Source organism: Streptomyces sp. NPDC001678 (assembly GCF_042892945.1).
Classification (GTDB): domain Bacteria; phylum Actinomycetota; class Actinomycetes; order Streptomycetales; family Streptomycetaceae; genus Streptomyces.
Window position 1 is genome coordinate 177,601 of record NZ_JBIAUP010000012.1, and the last position, 17,807, is coordinate 195,407.

Consider the following 17,807-nt stretch of genomic DNA (forward strand, 5'->3'; position numbering starts at 1 on the left):
CCGGTGAGCCGCCGTGGAGGGGCTCACCGGCCGGGTCCGGATCCGTCAGGCCGTCACGGGGGCGAAGGAGGTCACCGCCTCGTAGGCCGCGTCCCAGTCGCCGTCGAAGCGGCCGGCGAGCACGTGCAGCCAGCGTTCGACGCCGAAGGCCACGCACGAGGTGCTGGCCTGCGTGCCGGACACCAGGATGTCGGCCCGTTCACCGAAGAAGTTGCGGTGGTAGTTCACCGACGCGATGGCGAGCCCGCCGCCGCTGACGAACTCCTCCTTGGTGGGGAAGAGCTTCTGCATCACGGCACGGGAGCCGTTGGCGTCGAAGAACGGGTCGGTGGCCGTCTCGGTCACAAGCTTCAGCCCGAGGTGGTCGGCGAACCCCAGGATGAGCGACTTGTGGGTGTCCAGGTGGTCCTTGACGGTCTCCGGGTCGCCGATCGCGATGATCTCCCGCATGGTGAAGCCGTGCAGCCGGCGCAGCCCGGCGTACTCGTTCTCGCGACGGAAGCACTGCGCGATCGTCGTCAGCTTCACCGGCCGGTCCAGCCGGGCGCCCGCCAGGGCCAGATAGGCGTTGTAGCAGGCCGCCGACGGCAGCATCAGCCCGGCGTCGCCCAGCCGGTCGGCGCTCAGCCGCTCGTCACGGGCGACCGGGTGGCGGGGCAGCCCGCCGGTGTCCGAGGTGTCCAGGGGGGCCGCGGCGAGCGCCAGGTGCGGGAAGTTGACGAAGTAGTCGAAGCGCGCCAGGTCGGCGACCCGGGTCAGCGGGGGATACAGGACCTCGGCGGCACCGGCCGCGGCGGCCCAGCCGGTGAAGACCGCGTCGAGGGCCGAGCGGAGCCGGACGGCGGTGGGGCCGAGGGTGACGAAGCCGTCGGCGACGTCGACCGGCGGGAACAGATGGTCACTGGGCACGTCCGGCACCGCCGATCAGCGCGTGGATGCGGTTGAGGGTCCGGAAGTTCTCCACGTCGATCGTGCCGGGATCGACGGGCGCGCCCGTGACCTCCTCCAGCAGGACGAGGAACTCGACGAACGCCAGCGAGTCGAGGATCCGCAGCTCGATGAGGTCCTGGTCCCAGTCGAGGGCGTCGGTGGCGTCGTTGGCCTTCCGGAGGAAGTCGACGACCTTCTCCATGGCCTCGTCGTGCTCCATGCTCTTGTCACCTGCTGACGTCATTGCCGACCCCCCAAGCGGTCTGGAAAATCCCGGCTGCCACGAAGAACCTGTCGACGCGGGCCATCACCTTGCTGTGGAACGCCTCCCGCACCGGGTGCGCCATCGCCGCCCTGCGCGTCTCCAGGGCCTTCGGCATCCCGGAGTCGCGATAGGCGTGCGGGCTGTAGAGGCTGCGCACCGAGTACGTCATATAGGACTTGATGTAGTTCTCGATCTCCAGGCGGCGCTCGGGCCCCGCCTGGTCCTGCTCGCAGGCCCGTGCGTAGAGGTGCTTGAGCAGCTGCTTGCCGAACGCCACGTGCCGGCTCTCGTCGTGGTGGTGCACGGCGTGGATCTCCCGCAGGATCCCGGGGATCTCGCCGGACTTGCCCAGCCGGCTGTTGAAGTAGTCGAAGATCTCTTCGAAGATCAGGATCCTGGCGAAGACCACGACGTCCTCCCAGGCGGGGCCGAAGCCCTCGCCGCGCACCGGGGAGTACGCCTCCGGGTAGATCCCGCCCGCGTAGCGGTAGCAGAACTCGGCGAAGAACCACATGTGTGCGTTCTCCTCGCCGATGAAGTGGTGGAGGTATTCGTTGTAGTCGGCGAAGTCCGGGGTGTGGATGCGCCGGGACACCCCGATCATCAGCTCGCGGATGCCGTGGACGTGGAGGCTGAAGAAGTTGACGGTCTCGCGGCGGGCCAGCGCCTTGAGGGTCCTCTCGTCCTCGACCAGGCCCGTGCCGTGCACGGTGAGGTACTCGGGCGTCATCCACCAGGAGTCCTCGGGTACCTCGTCCGGCCAGGAGAACCGGGTGTACGGGTTGTAGTGGTCGTGCCGCGACTTCTCGGAGAGCCGCGCGAGCATGGCGCCGGTACCGGCGTCGTTCATGGTGCACCTCTGACTGGCCGCCCGGAGGGCGGCGGAGGGTTCGCGATGGGTTGTCGTGCGTGGGGGATTCGGAAAGTCGTGGTGTGGCCCGCGGCGCCGGTACGGCCGCGGTTCAGCCGCCGGCGGCGGGCACGCGGCCGGCCGCGGTGACGAGGGAGCTCTCCAGCGCCCGGAGGAAGCCCTCGGTGTCCGCCGCCGCGAAGTGCGCGGCGTCGCAGGTCAGGGAGAACTCCATGGCGTCGCCGTCCTCGTCGACGACGAGGTAGAACGGCTCGCGCTCGGTGACCGGGAGCCAGGTGAGCGTGGAGTCGTCCAGCAGGTCCCGGGGGTCCGTCCCGGGGGCGAGGGGGACCGGTTCGGTCCGGGCGCGCTTGTCGTTGAAGCAGTGGGAGAGCTTCAGCGGGGCGTCGGGCCCGTCCCCGAGGCGGCCGAGCAGGGCGGTCAGCGCGTCGGTGGCGCAGCCCGCGTTGCGGTAGGCGACGATCGACGCCCGCCACGAGCGCTTGATGATCTCGAAGACGTCCGCGCCGGTGACGTCGACGGAGAAGTACGCCTCCTGCATCAGGGTCGCGACCATGTGCCGCAGGTCCCGGTCGAACCGCTGGGAGCTGGTGAGGAGGAGGTCCACGGTGTCGCTGCCGGTGGTCTCGCCGAGCAGCGCGGCCGCGCAGCCGAGGACGACCGACGTCGTGCTCATGCCCATGTGCCGGGCGATCACGCCGGTCGCGAGGTTCGCGGCGGGCGAGCGCAGGGCGGCCCGGTGGTGCCGGGGGCCGGCCGCGGGCGTGCCGGGCGCCGGGGGCAGGGGCAGCAGTGGCCGGCCGCCGAAGGTCGCCTCGATGTGGCGCAGGGCGCGGGTGCCCTTGGCGACGCCCTCGGGCGATGCCTGCCACTCCGCCAGATCGGCCGGGCGCGGCACGTCGTCGGGGAGCGGAGGCAGCGTCCCGCCGTCGCGGAAGTGGGCGCGGACCTCCTGGAGCAGGGCGTCGAGCCCGAACCAGTCGACGGCCATGTGCGAGAACGCGTAGACGGCCGCGCGGACGTCGCCGCCGGAGACGACCAGCCCGATGCGTACGGGGAGTTCGTCCGCGTACGAGAAGGGCCGGGAGCCGAAGTCCTCGCGGAACGCGGCGGTGAGCCCGGCGACGCCCGGCTCGTCCGTGTGGGCCACCACGACGGGGGCGCTTCCCTCGCGCAGCACCTGCTGGAAGACCCGTCCGTGCCGGTCGCGAGGGAAGAGCGTGCGCAGTGCCTCATGGCGCGAGACGAAGAAGGACACTGCTCGCAGACAGCGGAGTTCGTCGATCCGCGTGCCGTCCGGTACGTCGATGACGCCCACCACGTTGTAGACGTGGTCCTCGGGTGCCGCCGCCTCGATGAGGGACCAGATCTCCTGCTGGCTCCAGGTGAGCCCGGCCTCGACGCTCCGTGTGCCCGTGAAGGCCGCCTGTTTTCGCAGTCGTGGGATCACGTCGTCGTTCCGCCCCCGTGTCGGCACCACTTGTCATGAGCATCTCTGCTGGTTCAGAGGTTGATCATTATTGGGGAGCGGTCCCGGCGGCACAAGACTTCCCGTGCACTTGATCGTTGAGGGGAGAACGTCCGGCTCACTCCGGATAGCGCCCGGTGCGCACCCACTCCTCGATCGGCGCCCGGTCGCCCAGACCGACGTACTCGACGCGCGCGCCCAGCAGATCGGGGGCCGTGATCACGGCGAACGGGGTGGCGCCCGGCCCGGAGCGGAAGTAGGCGTCCACACCGACGCCCTGCCGCCGCAGCAGCTCCAGCCGGGCGTCCATGTCCGGCTCCCAGACGCCGTAGTAGAGGATCCTTCCGCACTGGGCCGCCGAGATGATGCCGTCCCCGGCTGCCTGGATGAGCTCGTAGTAGGGCGCTCCCGTGCGGGAGAACACGGCGGTCAGCTCCGCCGGGTGGGGATCCGGGTCCTCCAGCCGGGGGATCCGGAAGACGTGCGGCTCGGTGAACTCGATGCCGAGCACATCGGAGTGGAGCGCCACCGCCTTCTCCAGGTCGGGCACCACCATACCGACGTGGAACAGGGAATCCGGCACGGAATCCGGCACGGGCACCACGTTCCGGTACGTGGTGACCTTCGGGAATTCCGTCAGGCAGGCCAGCAACCGGGGCAGGAATTCCCGGAGATGACGCGAGCCCTGATGGGCCTCCAGCGCCGCCGCGTCACGGTACTCCTCGATGACGAGGCGGCGCAGCGGTGATTCCTCGGTGCGGACGTAGTCGAAACGCAGACAGCCCGGCTCGCTCTCGAGAATGGCGTTGCGCAATCCGGCCATCAGGGCGTCGAGTTCCTCCTCCCGGCCCGGGACGACGTGCTGCTCGGCTATCACGGTGATCACGTGGTTTCCCCCTTGAAATCCGTGGGAATCCGAGTGAAGCAGCGGCCCGGGGGCGCGGCAAATAAGGAGAGGTCGCGGGGGGTATCGCCCGCTGAATATCCGCATATCCGCGGTCGCCCGCCGCCGGGCGGGTCAGGCGGAGCGCGCCACACCGGTGAGCGACGACCGCGCGTCCCAGGGCGCGTTGCGGCGGGCCAGGGCGACCAGGGCCGCCAGGGGGCGCTCGGCCGGGCCGAGCCCCGTGCGCCAGCGGGCCTCGATGCTGACCGGCTCCAGGCCCTGCCGGACGTCCAGCTCGACCAGCTCGCCCGTGTCCAGGTCCTGCCGGGCGGCGAGGTGGGGGAGGAGCGCGATGCCCCGGCCGTGGGCGGCGAGGCGGCGGAGGGCGGCGAGGGAGCCGGTGACCATGCTCAGACGGGCGCGCGGGGACAGATCGCGGCCGAAGCGGTCGACGAGCATCTGCGAGGTGCAGCCCGCCTCGGCCACCAGGAACTCCTCCTCCAGCAGCTCCTCCGGCGCGAGCCCCCGGACCCGGGCCAGCCGGTGCCCGGGCCCGGCGACCGCGACGGTCCGGTCGTGGCCGACGACGGTCCGCTCGTGGCCGCCCACGGAGGGCGGGCCGCCGCCCGGGGCCCCGTTGTCGAACAGGAAGATGAGGTCCAGCCGTCCGGCGGCCAGCTCCTCCTGGAGCACGGCCCGCCCCGCGACCTTCAGCCGCACCTCCGCCGCCCCGGTGCCCGGCCCGGCCGCCCCGCGCCCGAACGCCGCGAGGATGTCCGGCAGCCACTCCACCGCGAGGGACTCCAGCGCCCCCAGCCGCAGCCGGGGCACCCGGTCGCCGACGGCACGCCGCATCCGCTCCTCCAGCTCCAGCGCCTCCCGGGCGTACGGCAGCAGCAGCCGCCCCGCCTCGGTGAGGGTGGTGCCGGTCGGCGAACGGCGCAGCACCTCCGCGCCCAACTCCCGCTCCAGCCGCCGCAGCTGGACGCTGAGCGTGGACTGCGCGTAGCCGAGCGCGACGGCCGCCGCCGAGATCCCGCCCGCGTCCACGACCGCCACGAAGGCCCTGAGATAGCGAGAGTCCATGGCCCCAGCATGCCATCGGGAAGTCCGATGGGGCCATCGAAGAACCGGCCTGGCCGGATGTCCCCAGGGCCGCGAGCCTTGGGGCCATGTCGACAACGAATGACAGAGTCGAGCGGATCCCGCGGGCGGAGTCCCAGGCGAAGCACGGCACGGCGCGTCAGGCCGGCCCGCGCATGCTCTTCGCCGGGGTCGTCGCCGGCAACTTCCTGGTCCTCCTGGACACTTCGATCCTCAATGTGGCGCTGCCGGACGTACGGGAGGACCTCGGCGCCCCGGCGGCGGCCCTGCCATGGGCGGTCGACGCCTACACCGTCGTCTTCGCCGGGCTGCTGCTCGTCGCCGGCGTCGTCTCCGACCGCTTCGGGCCCCGCCGCGTCTACCGCGCCGCGCTCGTCGCCTTCGGCGCGATCTCGCTGCTCAGCGCCCTGGCGCCGAACGTGGGCACGCTGATCGCCGGCCGGGCGCTGCTGGGCGTGGCCGCCGCCGGGCTGGTGCCCGCCTCGCTGGCGCTGCTGGCCCGGCTCCACCCCGACCCCAAGGAACGGATGCGGGCGGTGGGTTCCTGGGCGGCGCTCAGCAGCGTCGGACTGATCGCCGGGCCGGTGCTGGGCGGTCTGCTCGTGGACCAGGGCGGCTGGCGGCTGGTGTTCCTCGTCAACCCGCCGATCGCCCTCCTCGCCCTGCTGGCCGCCCGCCGGCTCAGCGGGGAGCGGCCCGAGTCCGCCGCCCGGCCCGACCGCGCCGGGATGCTTTTGTCGGTGCTCGCCCTGGGCTCGCTCACCTACGGCCTGATCGCGGCGAACACGGACGGCTGGGGACGGCCGCTGCCGCTGGTGGCGCTGGGCGTGGCGGCGGCCGCCCTGGTCCTGCTGGCGCTCGCCGAGCGGCGTGCCGAGGCCCCCGCCCTGCCGCCCGCGCTGACCGGCCTGCCCCGGGTCCGCGCCGACCTGGTGGCCGGCGGGATGGCGTCCTTCCTCTTCTACGGGCTGCTGTTCGCCCTCACCCAGTGGCTCGTCGACGAACGCGGGCTCTCGCCCCTGAGGACCGGGCTGGCGTTCCTGCCGATGACCCTGCCCATGTGCTTCATGCCGTACTTCACCGGCCGTATCGTCGCGCGCTGGGGCGCCCGGCCCGTGCTGTACGCGGGGCTGGGGCTGGACGCAGCCGCGGGCGCGGCCCTCGCGTTCTGCTCGCAGGACTCCCCGTTCGCCCTGATCACCGTCGCGCAGGTGCTGCTGGCCTTCGGTTCGACCCTGGCCATCCCGGGGGCCACGGCCGACATGGCGGCCGCCGCCCCCGCCCGGTACGCCGCCACCGGCCAGGGGGCGCTCAACGCCTGCCGGCAGGCGGGCGCCGCGCTGGGTGTCGCGGTGCTGGGCACCCAGGCCACCCTCCACGCCTCGGGCATCACCCTGGCCGTGGGCGCCGTCCTCTCGCTGGCCCTGGTGGCCGCGGCGCGGCCGACGCCCGAGTGACCACCGGCCCCCGCGTGACCATGGGCGCGGCGCGGGCCGGGCTCAGCCCCACAGCGGCGCCTTCAGCAGCAACTGGCCGTGCACCAGCTGGACATGGGGCTGGTGCCGGCCGCCCGCGCGGGTGGTGAGATAGATGGTGTTGATCGGCGGGATCTCCGGCTCCAGCAGCGGCACCACCTCACCGCGCGTCAGCTCGTCCCCGCACAGATACGTGGGCAGGACGGAGATTCCGGCGGAGGCGCGGACGGCCGCCAGGGCGCCCCGCAGATCGGGCACCACCACGGCAGGCGTCGTCCCGGGCGTGGCGTCGAAGACGCTGCGCCAGTAGCGGCGCACGATGGGCAGCGACTCCGCGTAGGCGATGACCGGGTACTTCTCCAGCACGGCGGGGCCCTCCTCGGCCAGCCGGTCCAGCGGGATCTCGTCGCGCAGCCCGGGCGAGGCGAGCAGGACGAACTCCTCGTCGAAGAGGGCGATCGCCGAGAACGCCCGCGACCGCGGCCGCTTGGTGGACAGCACCAGGTCGAAACGGCCGTCCGACAGCTCCTGGAGCAGCGCGTCGGCCAGCCCGAAGCCGCAGCGCAGCCGCACCCCGCTGCGTACGAGCTCGCCGACGGCGGGCAGGACGCGGGTGGTGAGCAGCTCGTTGGGCCCGCCGAGGAGGACGGGCCGGTCCGGCACCGGCTTGGAACAACTGGTGAGCCGGTCGGTGACCAGCCCCAGGGTGTCGATGGGCGACTCCACCTCACGGATGAGGGTCTCGGCGTCCGGAGTGGGACGCGCCCCTTCCGGCATCCTCTCGAAGAGCTGTCTGCCGAGTTTCGTCTCCAGGGCCCGGATCTGCTGGGTGACGGCCGGCTGGGACAGCCCCAGCTCCCGCGCGGCCCGGGTGAACGAACCACGCCGGTATACGTAGACGAAGGTACGGAGCCACCCCAGCTGCATGGACTGCATCGGCCTGTCTCCCCCGTGATGACGCCGACAGTACGTTCGCTGTTCGCACATAAAGATGCTCGGCGGCGGTGAGGCGTTGCGGCGGAAGCCGAGCTTGTGGGTACGGCATACGGAAGCACCAGCTCCCTGGGGAGCTGGTGCTTCGCGTTCGCGCGCGGTCCGGTCCCGGGCGGTGGCCGCGCCGTTCCTCAGGGCCGCAGGGCGGCCAGCGCGAGCCGGGCCACCTTGACGGCGGAGGCGGGGTTCTGCCCGGTCACCAGACGGCCGTCGGCGACGGCGTGCTCGGTGAAGTCCGGGGCCTTGGAGAACTTCGCGCCCCGCCGCGTCAGCGTGGTCTCCAGCGGGAACGGCACCACGCCGGTCAGCCCGACGGCCGCCTCCTCGTCGTCGGTGAACGACGAGACCTGCTTGCCCTCGACGAGATGGGACCCGTCGGAGAGTCGCAGCCCGACCAGCCCGGCCGGCCCGTGGCACACCGCCGCCACCACGCCGCCGCGCTCGTACACCCGGGCGCCGAGCGCGGCCAGGGCGGTGTCGTGGGGAAAGTCCCACATGGCGCCGTGCCCGCCGGCGTAGTAGAGGATGTCCACCGCTTCCGCGTCCACCCGGTCCGCGGTGGGGGTCTCGCTCAGCGCGCGCCGCGTCGCGGGGTCGGCGAGGAACGCGGCGACGACGGTGTCGTCCGGCTTCACCCCGTCCCGGGGCGGGGCGCCGCCCTGCACCGAGACGAAGCCGATCTCGCAGCCCGCCTCCGCGAACACCCGGGCCGGATGGGCGACCTCCGGTACGTAGAAGCCCGTGGGACGACCCGTGTCGCCCAGCTGCCCATGGCTGGTGAGGGCGAACAGAACCTTGACGGTCATGACAGCGTTCTTCCTCTCGCTCGCACTTGCGATGGCCGTGGCGTGCATCATGCCGAAAGCCCGGCCAGTTCCGGCAGATAGATACGGGACACACGCCGCCGCAGCGACTTCCCCACGTCGTCGGCGGTGTGGTAGCCCCAGTAGGCCCACAGGGCACGGGCGCCGGTGTCCCGCACCTGGAGGGCGTTGCGCAGGTTGTCGTCGACGAACGTGGCGTGCTCGGGCCGCAGTCCGTCCTCGGCGACCAGCTCCAGCACCGCGGTGCGCTTGTCGGAGCACTCGCCCACCACCGACACCACGGTGTGGCCGAGGCCGTGGTGGGCGAGGATCTCCCGCACGGACGTCTCGTCCTTCGCGGTGACGATGCCGACGCGCCCCGCGTGCCGCTCCAGCAGGCCACGGATCCCGGGGTACAGCCGGTGCATCCCCAGCCACTCGGCTCGGTGCCGGCGGCGCAGTTCCGCCCGGAGCGCGGTGGCCCCCGCGACCAGCCGCTCCCGCCGGTCGGCCGGGATGTCGTCGAACAGGGCGGTGAACTCCTCCTGGTCCCCCAGGCGTTCGCTGCGGGGGTCGAGGGCCACCATGAAGTGGTCCAGCAGCCGGGAGTGCCGGCGTACGGCCCGGAAGCGGTCGAGGAACGCCGGGGCGAGCCCGGCGGCCAGCTCGGCCGGGGACTTCGCGGCGGTGGCCGCGGCACTGTCCCCGGCGTGGCGGGTGACGACCGCGCACTCCTCGAAGGCGTCGCAGACGACGCCGTCGAAGTCGAGTATCAGCATGGCTGTGCTCCTTCGTGGGCGCGCGGGGACGGGCGGGGGTCCTGGGACGGAACGGCTCGCCCGTCCCCGCACCTGCGGTGGGCCCGCACGCTCAGGGCGCCACCGGCTCGGGGGTCGCCGTACGGTTGCGTACGGTCTCGAGGACGGCCTGCATGAAGCGGCCGACGTAGCCGTAGTAGGAGCAGGTGACGATGTGGCCGTCCACCACCACGTCGCCGTCCACGACATGGGCGCCCGCGTTGACGACGTCGTCCCGCAGCCCGATGTAGGCGCACGCCCTGCGGCCCCTGAGCACCCCGGCGCTGACCATGATCCACGGGCCGTGGCAGAGCCCCGCGACGACCTTCCCCGCGGCGTCCATGCCCCGGACGAAGTCCAGCACCCGAGCGTCCTGGCGCACCCGGTCCGGGGCCTCGTGGCCGCCGGTGAGGATGACCGCGTCGTACCCGGCCACGTCCAGCTGGTCGAAGGAGACGAGCGGCTTGGCGGTCTTGTCCATGGGCAGCGGCACCCCGTACTTGCCGGTGACCTCGCCGCCGTCCCTGGTGGCGACGTCCGCGTGCCAGCCCTCCTCCAGGAGGCGGTAGTAGGTGTAGACGACGTCGTGGTCCTGGAATCCCGGACCGGTGACGATCACCGCGCGGTGGGTCATGGCGGGTCCTTTCTCAGTGGTGTTCATGACGTGTGCGTTGATGACGTGGTGGCGAGCGCGAGGCTCAGGTAGTACTCGTCGACGGCCGGCCGCCGGGCATCGCCGCGGGCCGGCGCGAGGATCCCCAGCTCCCCGGTGACCACCCCGGTCAGCCCCAGCGGGATGTGGAAGAGGTCCTCCGGGCGGGGCCGGTAGAAGATGTCCATGCCCGCCCGGATCTCGAACCGGAAGCCGCCGCAGGGCGAGCGGTCGCGCATCCGGGCCTCGGGCAGATACGGCACCGGGCGGACGGGCAGCTCCGCCAGCTCCCGGTGCTCGGACTCGTAACCGCTGTTCTCCCGGCTGTACCCGTCGCGCAGCCGGATCAGGTCGAACTTGTTGCGGGGCGCCTCGACCTCGACCAGGAACAGCGGGCCGGGGCCCAGCGAGCGCGTCGAGTGGAACGCCCCGCCGCCGATCCTCAGCAGGGTGCCGACGCCGACCGGATACTCCGCGGAGAGGGTCTTGGCGACACCCTGCCCGCCCAGGCAGAGCAGATAGGTCAGCTTGCGCGGATGGACGTGCAGCGAAGTGGCGTGCCCCTCCTCGATCCGCAGATTCCAAATGTCGAGGAAGTCGTCGACGAACACCCGGTATTCCAGGCCCCAGGGCTTGGGAATGACCTCGTTCAGATGCTCGTCCGCGTCCAGCCGCTCGTTTCCCACACGGCTTCCCTTACGGACCACTTCGCGGAGCACCGCGAAGTCGCGCGGGCCCGGGTCGATCCGCACCACAAGGTTTTCCGCGACGTCGACGGGTATGACGTCATTACTCGGTACGGGCATTGTCCCCCCTCTTGCGTGCAATCCCCGCGGCCACCGGAAAACCGTCCCCGAACCCCCTCGCCCGGCGGCCGACGCACTGACGCTATACCGGCCGGGAAGGCGAGCCAAATAGCTCTCCGTGCACCCCCGATAAGGAATCCTTTCGTCCGGAATCCCGGATGCGGATCGCGTCATTTCCTCTTATGGACGGCCCCCGTTCCGTTATTTGCCGGGGCGTGAAGGGCGCTGATTCACTCTCCTGCGTTCACCGCGCGCAGCGTCGCGCGAACGAATCCGAGGGGGAAATCGCCATGACGACGGGGACACGGGAGACGGCGGAGGAAGTGCGTCCGGGCATGGGCGGCGGTGTCGTCCGCTCCATCGCGGTGCTCGGCTACGAGAAGTGCAGCGAGCAGGACACCATCACCCCGCTGGAGATCTTCAAGGGCGCCGCGCTGGTGACCTCCGGGGGCATCGCGCCCTGGCAGCGCGAGGCCGCGCCCAGGGAGCTGGACGTCCGCCTGGTGGGGCTGACACCGGGAGTGGTGACCATGCAGATGGGCACCCAGGTCGTCGCGGACTCCGTGCTCGACCCCGACGAGCTCTTCGACATCCTGTACGTGCCCGGCGGCGTCGGCTCCGGGGAGCTCACCTCCGACGAGCGGGTGCTGAAGCTGATCCGCCGGCACCACGAGGCGGGCCGGGTCGTGGCCGCCAACTGCTCCGGAGTCGGCGTGCTCGCCCGCGCCGGCGTCCTGGACGACTCGCCCGTCACCTGCGTCGCCGCCGTGGCCCGCGGACTGCGGGCCGAGGGCTTCAACGTGCCCGTCGGCCGCCGGATGTGGATCGGCAACCCCAACACCGGCATCTGGACGGCGACCGGCTCCTACGGGGTGCACGGCGGCGCCGTCGCCATGGTGGCCCACTACCTGGGCCGGGAGACCGGGACGATCGTGTCGATGATGTTCGACACCCTCAGCGGGCTGGGCGACGTCATCTTCGAGGAGGTCGGCCCGGAGTTCTACCACCACCCCGAACTCGAGCAGTCCTTCCAGGACTACTTCCAGGACATGCTGCTGCCCCGCGTCGCCGAGGAGCCGTCCGCCGGCGCCCCGGCCGGCCGCGAGGGACGCCGGTGAGCCCGCGCTCGGTCGTCACCGCCGCCGGACCGCCCGCGGCCGCCGTACGCGCCACCGGGCCCGGCATCCGCGTCACACCCCCGGCCCTGCGCGACCTGGACTGGATCCGGGGCGCCCTCCAGACCGCCGTGGCCCTCGAACACGCCACCATGCCGCTGTATTCGGCCGCCATGTACTCGCTGGAGGTACAGAACTACCCCTCCTACAACACCATCCGCAGCGTCCTGATGGAGGAGATGGTCCACATGGCCATCGCCGCCAACATGCTCGCCGCGCTGGGCGGTTCACCGGACATCAAGGGCCTCCGGCCGGACTACCCGGCACCGGGCGGCGGCCTGCCCGGCGGTGTGATGCCCGACCTCACCCCGGTCCTCGCCCGGCTCTCCGCCCGCCAGCTGGACGACTTCCTGCGGATCGAGGCCCCCGCCCGCCTCCTGACCGAACGCGAGCGGCGCTCCGCCTACCCCACCATCGGCCACTTCTACGACGCCCTGCGCCAGGCCGTCACCGCCAACGCGGACCAGGTGCGCCGGGCCGTACGGGCCGGGGGACCGGCCAACCAGGTCGGCGGCAACCTCGGCTACCCCACCTTCGGCCCGGACGACCCCACCGACCCCGTCGAGCGGTTCCTCCACGGGTTCGACGTCATCACCCACCAGGGAGAGGGCGAGCACGAGCACACCATCGAGGCGGGCGGCGCCTATCAGCACGAGGGCTCCCACTACGCCCGGTTCGCCGAACTCCGCCACCGGCGCCGCTACCGCGCCCCCGACCCGGCGCGGCCGCTCACCCGGGACACCGAGAAGGACTTCTTCCGGGGCGAGGAGATCCCCTGGCCGGTCGTCATCAACACCCTCGCCGTCCCGGCCGACGGCTACGCGGCCGTGCTCGCCGAGGACCCGGACGGCCCGGCCGCGAGCAAGGAGCTGGACGCCTTCGACGCCGCGTACACCGCGATGATGGCGGCCCTGGACCGCGCCTGGAACGGGCCCGCCGAGACCTGGTGGCCCTCGCTGGGCGCAGCGGTGGAGCGGATGAACGACATGCGGGTGCTGTCCTGCTTCAACGTCATGCGGCAGCCGGTCCCGGAGACGGCGGTGGAACGCCTGGAGGTCCTCTACCCGCAGGAGCACAAGCTGCTGGCGGACCGCACGGATCTCGGCCGGCCGGTCTTCTACGGGCCGAGGTTCCGTAACAACTCTGCCCTTCGGTAAAGGAGTTGAGTGAGAATACGGCCATGACCGACACCACCGCCCCGAGCGGGCCCGAAGGCCCCGTCACACTGATCACCGGCGGCTCGACCGGCATCGGCGCCGCCACCGTCCTCCGGCTGCTCAAGTCGGGCCACCGGGTCGCGGCCACCGGCCGGGACGCCGGCAGGCTCGCCGCGCTCGCCGGGCGGGCGGCCGCCGGGGACCGCCTGCTCACCCTGCCCGGCGACGCCACCGACCCCGAGGCCGTCGCCTCGGCGGTCGCGGCGACGACCGGACGGTTCGGCAGACTCGACCACGCCGTCGCCAACGCCGGGTTCTCCACCCACGACACCGTCGCCGACGGCGACCCGGCGGGCTGGCGGGACATGGTGCTCGCCAACGTCCTGGGCCCGGCGCTGCTGGTGAACGCCGCCCTGCCGGCCCTGCGCGGGACCCGCGGACGGATCGTCCTCATCGGCAGCGTCGCCGGGGTGAAGAACACCCCGGGAAATATGTACTCCGTCACCAAATGGGCCGTGCACGCCCTCGCGGAGAACACCCGGATGCAGGTCACCGCCGACGGCGTCGGTGTCAGCCTGATCGCCCCCGGCAGGGTCGACACGCCCTTCTGGGACAACCGCCCCGACGGCACCCGCCCGCCCGGCCCGGCGCTCTCCGCCGAGTCGATCGCCGAATGCGTCGCCTGGGTGCTGTCCCAGCCCGAGGGAACGGACGTCAACCAGGTCCTGGTACGGCCGCTGGGCCAGCCCGTCTGACCCCTGGCGCGTCGGGAGTCACGCAGGCGCTCTGGCGTCACTCCTCCCTCCGCCCTACCTTGACGGCGATGGGCGCATCCCATCGAACGACTTGCCATCTCCTCGTCCGAGGACGACAGACAAGAGGTAAGTCCCGTGTCCCCTCGCCGTAGAAGCCGTGGAAACCGTAGACACCGCGGTCACATCCTCCGCACCCGTCGCATGCGGCGCCTGGGCATCGTCGCCGCGCTCCTCGGTGCCCTGGCCGTCGTGGCCCCCGGAGCCGCCCGGGCGACCCCGGAGGCCACCGCCCGGGCGAGAACGCCCCTCGTCCAGCCGATCGACCCGCAGCACTGGCGCAACCCCGACGACATGACCTGGGCCGAATACCGCTCCGTCCCCGGCACCGACTGGGCCAACCCCGACGTCAGACCCACCCGGCGCACCTTCAAAGGCGCCCTCGTCCTCCTCGACTACCCCGACGAGGAGTTCGCCGTCACCCGGCCCGCCGGGTCGACCGTCTTCGGCAACCCCCAGCCCACCGCCGCCGGCATCCCGCGCGCACAGGTCCCCCGCTTCTACCAGGACTTCCTGAACAAGCCGGGGACGCTCAACCACGGCCACACCATCAACGAGTACTGGATGGAGGACTCCGGCGGCCGCCTCGGCGTCGACCTCACGGCCTTCGGCGTCTACCGCATGCCCGGCAAGTCGCACGAGTACGGCATCGACCCCGGCATGAACCCCGGGGCCTGCCCCACCGGCGACACCTGCGGCCAGGACATCCGCGCCGACGGCAAGAACGCCTGGATCGCCGACGTCGGCGCCGACCGGGCGGCCGAGTTCGACTTCGTCTTCTACCTCGGCGCCGGCGAGGACGAGTCCGCCACCTGGCAGGAGTTCGGCCAGATGAAATTCACCGGGCCCGGCGACGTCCCGCCCGCCTGGGGGCCGCCGTCGCCCGTCCCCGGCGGGGGCAACGCCGCCCGGACCCGCTACGTCCCCTGGACGTCCTGGCGGGCGGCCGCCCGGATGTGGCCCAACGCCGAGAACGGCTCCTCCACCCAGGCCGAGAGCTCCGGCATGGCCACCTACGCCCATGAACTCAGCCACATCCTGGGCATCGGCGACAACTACAACAACCCCTACGGCACCCCGCTGAGCCGCGCCTACACCGGCATCTGGGGCATGCTCTCCCGGGGCACCTTCAACGGCCCCGGCGGACCCCACACCCGCTGGAAAATACCCGCGACCGGCGGCGGCTCCATGGGCGCCCAGCACGTCCTGCGCGACAAGCTCAAGCTCGGCGTCGTCGACGAGAAGAACGTGCTGCGCCTCGACCGCGACGCCCTCAAGGACTCCGGCCCCGTCGTCGCCCGCGTCACCGCGCGCTCCGCCCCGCCCGGCGACAAGGGGCTCACGGGCGTCAACATCGCCATGCGCCGCGATCTGTCCCCCGCCTGCGACCGCGCCACCGACCCGCTGTGCGACGGCGGCGGTTACGACAACTACACCGTCGAGGTCGTCGACCGCATGGGCATGGACTCCTTCACGCCCGACAGCGGCGTGCTCCTGAGCAAGACCAAGAACGCGGACCGCGCGCCCTTCGCCTGGGTGGTCGACGCCCACCCCGAGGACATCGACCTGGTGGACTTCACCCGCCCCGACGGCACCCAGCAGAAGATCACCATGGGGGACTACCGCCAGCTCAGCGACGCCCTCTTCCACGCGGGCGCCGACTCGGGCAGCTCCTACGAGTACGTCGACCGGGCCAACCGGCTGCACTTCTACATCGTCGACGTCAAGCGCGACGCCTCCGGCGTCCTGTCCTACACCGTGGGCGTCAGGTCCCTCGACGGCGCCGGGGCGGCCCGGACACGCGGCGTGGCCCTCGGCCGGGGCGCGCCGAAGGGCAGGCCGGCCGACGGCCGGGCGCTGTGCACGTTCGCCCTGGCCAACACCGGGCGGGCCGCGCCCCAGGACGAGGCGTCCCACGCCTCCGACATCTACCGGCTGTCGGCCACGGCCTCCGGACGCGGCTGGTCCGCCTGGCTCCCCAACCGGCTGGCCACCGCGGCCCCCGGCGCCCGGGTCCCCGTCGACGTCGCCGTGAGCGCGGCGGCGGGCGCCGACCGGAACGGCAAGGTCACCCTGACCGCGCGCTCGGAGAGCGACCCGGGCAGAACGGCCACGGCCACCTGCTCGCTCAAGAAATAGGGGACTTGGTCCAGACCTATTGACGTCGGTCGTGGGCTCTCCTACCGTGCGGTCGACCCCACCGCACCAGTCTCCAGGCCCCCACAGCCCCGGAGGTGGACATGTCGCGCGCGCCGTTCCGGAGAGCCCTGCCGCCGCTCGTCTGCACGGCCCTGGCCCTCGCCCTGTCGACGCCGGTCGCGGCCACCGCGACCGGCGCCGCGCGCGACGACACGTGCGCGGTCAAGCCGAGACCCGCGGGGAAGGTGCTCCAGGGGTACTGGGAGAACTGGGACGGCGCCGCCAACGGCGTCCACCCGCCCTTCGGCTGGACGCCCGTCGACGACCCCCGTATCCCCGCCCACGGCCACAACGTGCTCAACGCGGCGTTCCCCGTCATCCGCCCGGACGGCACCGCCCTCTGGGAGGACGGGATGGACGCGACCGTCAAGATCCCCACCCCGGCCGAGATGTGCCGGGCCAAGGCGGCCGGGCAGACGGTCCTGCTGTCCATCGGCGGCGCGGCGGCGGGCATCGATCTGAGCTCCGCCGCCGTCGCCGACCGGTTCGTCGAGACGATCGTCCCCATTCTCAGGACGTACAACTTCGACGGCATCGACATCGACATCGAGACCGGTCTCGTCGGAAGCGGGGACATCAACCGCCTCTCGCCCTCCCAGACCAATCTGATCCGCATCATCGACGGTGTGCTCGCCCGGATGCCCCGGGGTTTCGGCCTCACCATGGCGCCGGAGACGGCCTACGTCACCGGAGGTAGCGTCACCTACGGCTCGATCTGGGGCGCGTACCTGCCGATCGTGAAGAAGTACGCGGACGACGGCCGTCTCTGGTGGCTGAATATGCAGTACTACAACGGGAGCATGTACGGCTGCTCCGGGGACTCCTACTCCGCCGGGACGGTCGAGGGGTTCACCGCCCAGACCGACTGCCTGAACAGCGGACTCGTCGTCCAGGGCACCACGGTCACGGTCCCCTACGACAAACAGGTCCCGGGGCTCCCGGCCCAGCCGGGCGCGGGCGGCGGCCATATGTCCCCCGGTCTCGTGGCCCGCGCGTGGAACACCTACGGCGGCGCCCTGAAGGGCCTGATGACCTGGTCGGTCAATTGGGACGGGGCGCGGAACTGGACCTTCGGCGACAACGTCAAGGCCCTCCAGGGGCGTTGAGACGCGGCACCGCTACGGCCCGGCACCTGCCTCCGGCGAGCCGCCTACGGAATATGCCGCCCGCCTCCCGGCCGAAGGTGTCGTAGCGCCGTAGCCCGGGCGAACAAAGTTGCCGAGGTTGAGTCAGCCGCCTCACGGAAAGTGTGTGACCGTGGCTCACGTTCATCACCATCGCGGTGGCCGGCCGATTCCGGCGTACGAGGCGCGGAGCACGGGCGCGCGGAGCGAGAAGCCCGGGGCTCCCCGTCGACGGTTGTAGCTGTGCGCCGCTGAGGCGCGTGAGCCCCCCGTGAGGGTGATTGCTCTGC

The 17,807-nt window shown here is 72.1% G+C and carries 17 protein-coding genes; 6 read left to right on the forward strand and 11 right to left on the reverse strand.

The window, feature by feature from the left end:
* Positions 1-45: 45 nt before the first annotated feature.
* The 6 genes from ACFYZR_RS24475 to ACFYZR_RS24500 form a co-directional block, all read right to left on the reverse strand.
* Complete coding sequence (locus ACFYZR_RS24475) at positions 46-909, reverse strand: aminoacyl--tRNA ligase-related protein (RefSeq protein ID WP_391913687.1); 864 nt, start codon at positions 907-909, stop codon at positions 46-48.
* Entirely contained in the window at positions 899-1,174 is a 276-nt protein-coding gene (locus ACFYZR_RS24480; RefSeq protein WP_391913689.1) for a phosphopantetheine-binding protein, read from the reverse strand. Before ACFYZR_RS24480 ends, ACFYZR_RS24475 begins: the two co-directional genes overlap by 11 nt.
* Positions 1,158-2,045 carry a diiron oxygenase gene (locus ACFYZR_RS24485; RefSeq protein ID WP_391913691.1) on the reverse strand — a complete coding sequence of 296 codons (888 nt, stop codon included), beginning with the start codon at positions 2,043-2,045 and terminating at the stop codon, positions 1,158-1,160. Before ACFYZR_RS24485 ends, ACFYZR_RS24480 begins: the two co-directional genes overlap by 17 nt.
* Before the next feature lie 112 nt (positions 2,046-2,157).
* Positions 2,158-3,516, reverse strand: coding sequence for a condensation domain-containing protein (locus tag ACFYZR_RS24490; protein WP_391913693.1), 1,359 nt, complete (start codon positions 3,514-3,516; stop codon positions 2,158-2,160).
* A 136-nt stretch (positions 3,517-3,652) separates the two neighbouring features.
* A complete protein-coding gene (locus ACFYZR_RS24495; RefSeq protein ID WP_391913695.1) occupies positions 3,653-4,420 on the reverse strand; it encodes an antibiotic biosynthesis monooxygenase in 768 nt (255 codons plus the stop codon).
* 132 nt (positions 4,421-4,552) lie between these two features.
* On the reverse strand, positions 4,553-5,506 hold the full coding sequence (locus ACFYZR_RS24500) for a LysR family transcriptional regulator (protein ID WP_391913697.1): 954 nt from the start codon (positions 5,504-5,506) through the stop codon (positions 4,553-4,555).
* 86 nt (positions 5,507-5,592) lie between these two features.
* Between ACFYZR_RS24500 and ACFYZR_RS24505 the strand changes: the two genes are divergently transcribed.
* Complete coding sequence (locus tag ACFYZR_RS24505) at positions 5,593-6,981, forward strand: MFS transporter (protein WP_391913699.1); 1,389 nt, start codon at positions 5,593-5,595, stop codon at positions 6,979-6,981.
* A gap of 42 nt (positions 6,982-7,023) precedes the next feature.
* Here the strand turns inward: ACFYZR_RS24505 and ACFYZR_RS24510 are convergent, their stop codons facing one another.
* From ACFYZR_RS24510 to ACFYZR_RS24530, 5 genes are all read right to left on the reverse strand, one after another.
* Positions 7,024-7,935 carry a LysR family transcriptional regulator gene (locus ACFYZR_RS24510; protein WP_391913701.1) on the reverse strand — a complete coding sequence of 304 codons (912 nt, stop codon included), beginning with the start codon at positions 7,933-7,935 and terminating at the stop codon, positions 7,024-7,026.
* 188 nt (positions 7,936-8,123) lie between these two features.
* Complete coding sequence (locus ACFYZR_RS24515) at positions 8,124-8,798, reverse strand: type 1 glutamine amidotransferase domain-containing protein (protein ID WP_391913703.1); 675 nt, start codon at positions 8,796-8,798, stop codon at positions 8,124-8,126.
* Positions 8,799-8,845: 47 nt separating this feature from the next.
* A complete protein-coding gene (locus ACFYZR_RS24520) occupies positions 8,846-9,574 on the reverse strand; it encodes an HAD family hydrolase (RefSeq protein ID WP_391913705.1) in 729 nt (242 codons plus the stop codon).
* 91 nt (positions 9,575-9,665) lie between these two features.
* Positions 9,666-10,226 carry a DJ-1/PfpI family protein gene (locus tag ACFYZR_RS24525; protein ID WP_391913707.1) on the reverse strand — a complete coding sequence of 187 codons (561 nt, stop codon included), beginning with the start codon at positions 10,224-10,226 and terminating at the stop codon, positions 9,666-9,668.
* A gap of 23 nt (positions 10,227-10,249) precedes the next feature.
* Positions 10,250-11,050, reverse strand: coding sequence for a cupin domain-containing protein (locus ACFYZR_RS24530; RefSeq protein WP_391913709.1), 801 nt, complete (start codon positions 11,048-11,050; stop codon positions 10,250-10,252).
* Between the two features lie 290 nt (positions 11,051-11,340).
* Between ACFYZR_RS24530 and ACFYZR_RS24535 the strand changes: the two genes are divergently transcribed.
* The 5 genes from ACFYZR_RS24535 (at position 11,341) to ACFYZR_RS24555 (ending at position 17,499) form a co-directional block, all read left to right on the forward strand.
* Positions 11,341-12,168, forward strand: a complete 828-nt coding sequence (locus ACFYZR_RS24535; RefSeq protein WP_391913711.1) for a DJ-1/PfpI family protein — start codon at positions 11,341-11,343, stop codon at positions 12,166-12,168.
* Positions 12,165-13,382, forward strand: coding sequence for a ferritin-like domain-containing protein (locus ACFYZR_RS24540; RefSeq protein WP_391913713.1), 1,218 nt, complete (start codon positions 12,165-12,167; stop codon positions 13,380-13,382). Before ACFYZR_RS24535 ends, ACFYZR_RS24540 begins: the two co-directional genes overlap by 4 nt.
* A gap of 23 nt (positions 13,383-13,405) precedes the next feature.
* The gene (locus ACFYZR_RS24545; RefSeq protein ID WP_391913715.1) at positions 13,406-14,137 is read left to right on the forward strand and encodes an SDR family oxidoreductase; all 732 of its coding nucleotides are present in this window, start codon (positions 13,406-13,408) and stop codon (positions 14,135-14,137) included.
* A gap of 201 nt (positions 14,138-14,338) precedes the next feature.
* The gene (locus ACFYZR_RS24550) at positions 14,339-16,333 is read left to right on the forward strand and encodes a M6 family metalloprotease domain-containing protein (RefSeq protein ID WP_391913717.1); all 1,995 of its coding nucleotides are present in this window, start codon (positions 14,339-14,341) and stop codon (positions 16,331-16,333) included.
* A 101-nt stretch (positions 16,334-16,434) separates the two neighbouring features.
* Positions 16,435-17,499, forward strand: coding sequence for a chitinase (locus tag ACFYZR_RS24555; RefSeq protein WP_391913719.1), 1,065 nt, complete (start codon positions 16,435-16,437; stop codon positions 17,497-17,499).
* Positions 17,500-17,807 lie beyond the last annotated feature (308 nt).

Bases quoted from the DNA above. Each gene is read 5' to 3' on its own strand.
- ACFYZR_RS24480 (WP_391913689.1), bottom strand. From the start codon at position 1,174: ATGACGTCAGCAGGTGACAAGAGCATGGAGCACGACGAGGCCATGGAG.
- ACFYZR_RS24485 (WP_391913691.1), bottom strand. From the start codon at position 2,045: ATGAACGACGCCGGTACCGGCGCCATGCTCGCGCGGCTCTCCGAGAAG.
- ACFYZR_RS24500 (WP_391913697.1), bottom strand. From the start codon at position 5,506: ATGGACTCTCGCTATCTCAGGGCCTTCGTGGCGGTCGTGGACGCGGGC.
- ACFYZR_RS24505 (WP_391913699.1), top strand. From the start codon at position 5,593: ATGTCGACAACGAATGACAGAGTCGAGCGGATCCCGCGGGCGGAGTCC.
- ACFYZR_RS24510 (WP_391913701.1), bottom strand. From the start codon at position 7,935: ATGCAGTCCATGCAGCTGGGGTGGCTCCGTACCTTCGTCTACGTATAC.
- ACFYZR_RS24515 (WP_391913703.1), bottom strand. From the start codon at position 8,798: ATGACCGTCAAGGTTCTGTTCGCCCTCACCAGCCATGGGCAGCTGGGC.
- ACFYZR_RS24520 (WP_391913705.1), bottom strand. From the start codon at position 9,574: ATGCTGATACTCGACTTCGACGGCGTCGTCTGCGACGCCTTCGAGGAG.
- ACFYZR_RS24525 (WP_391913707.1), bottom strand. From the start codon at position 10,226: ATGACCCACCGCGCGGTGATCGTCACCGGTCCGGGATTCCAGGACCAC.
- ACFYZR_RS24530 (WP_391913709.1), bottom strand. From the start codon at position 11,050: ATGCCCGTACCGAGTAATGACGTCATACCCGTCGACGTCGCGGAAAAC.
- ACFYZR_RS24535 (WP_391913711.1), top strand. From the start codon at position 11,341: ATGACGACGGGGACACGGGAGACGGCGGAGGAAGTGCGTCCGGGCATG.
- ACFYZR_RS24545 (WP_391913715.1), top strand. From the start codon at position 13,406: ATGACCGACACCACCGCCCCGAGCGGGCCCGAAGGCCCCGTCACACTG.
- ACFYZR_RS24550 (WP_391913717.1), top strand. From the start codon at position 14,339: ATGCGGCGCCTGGGCATCGTCGCCGCGCTCCTCGGTGCCCTGGCCGTC.
- ACFYZR_RS24555 (WP_391913719.1), top strand. From the start codon at position 16,435: ATGTCGCGCGCGCCGTTCCGGAGAGCCCTGCCGCCGCTCGTCTGCACG.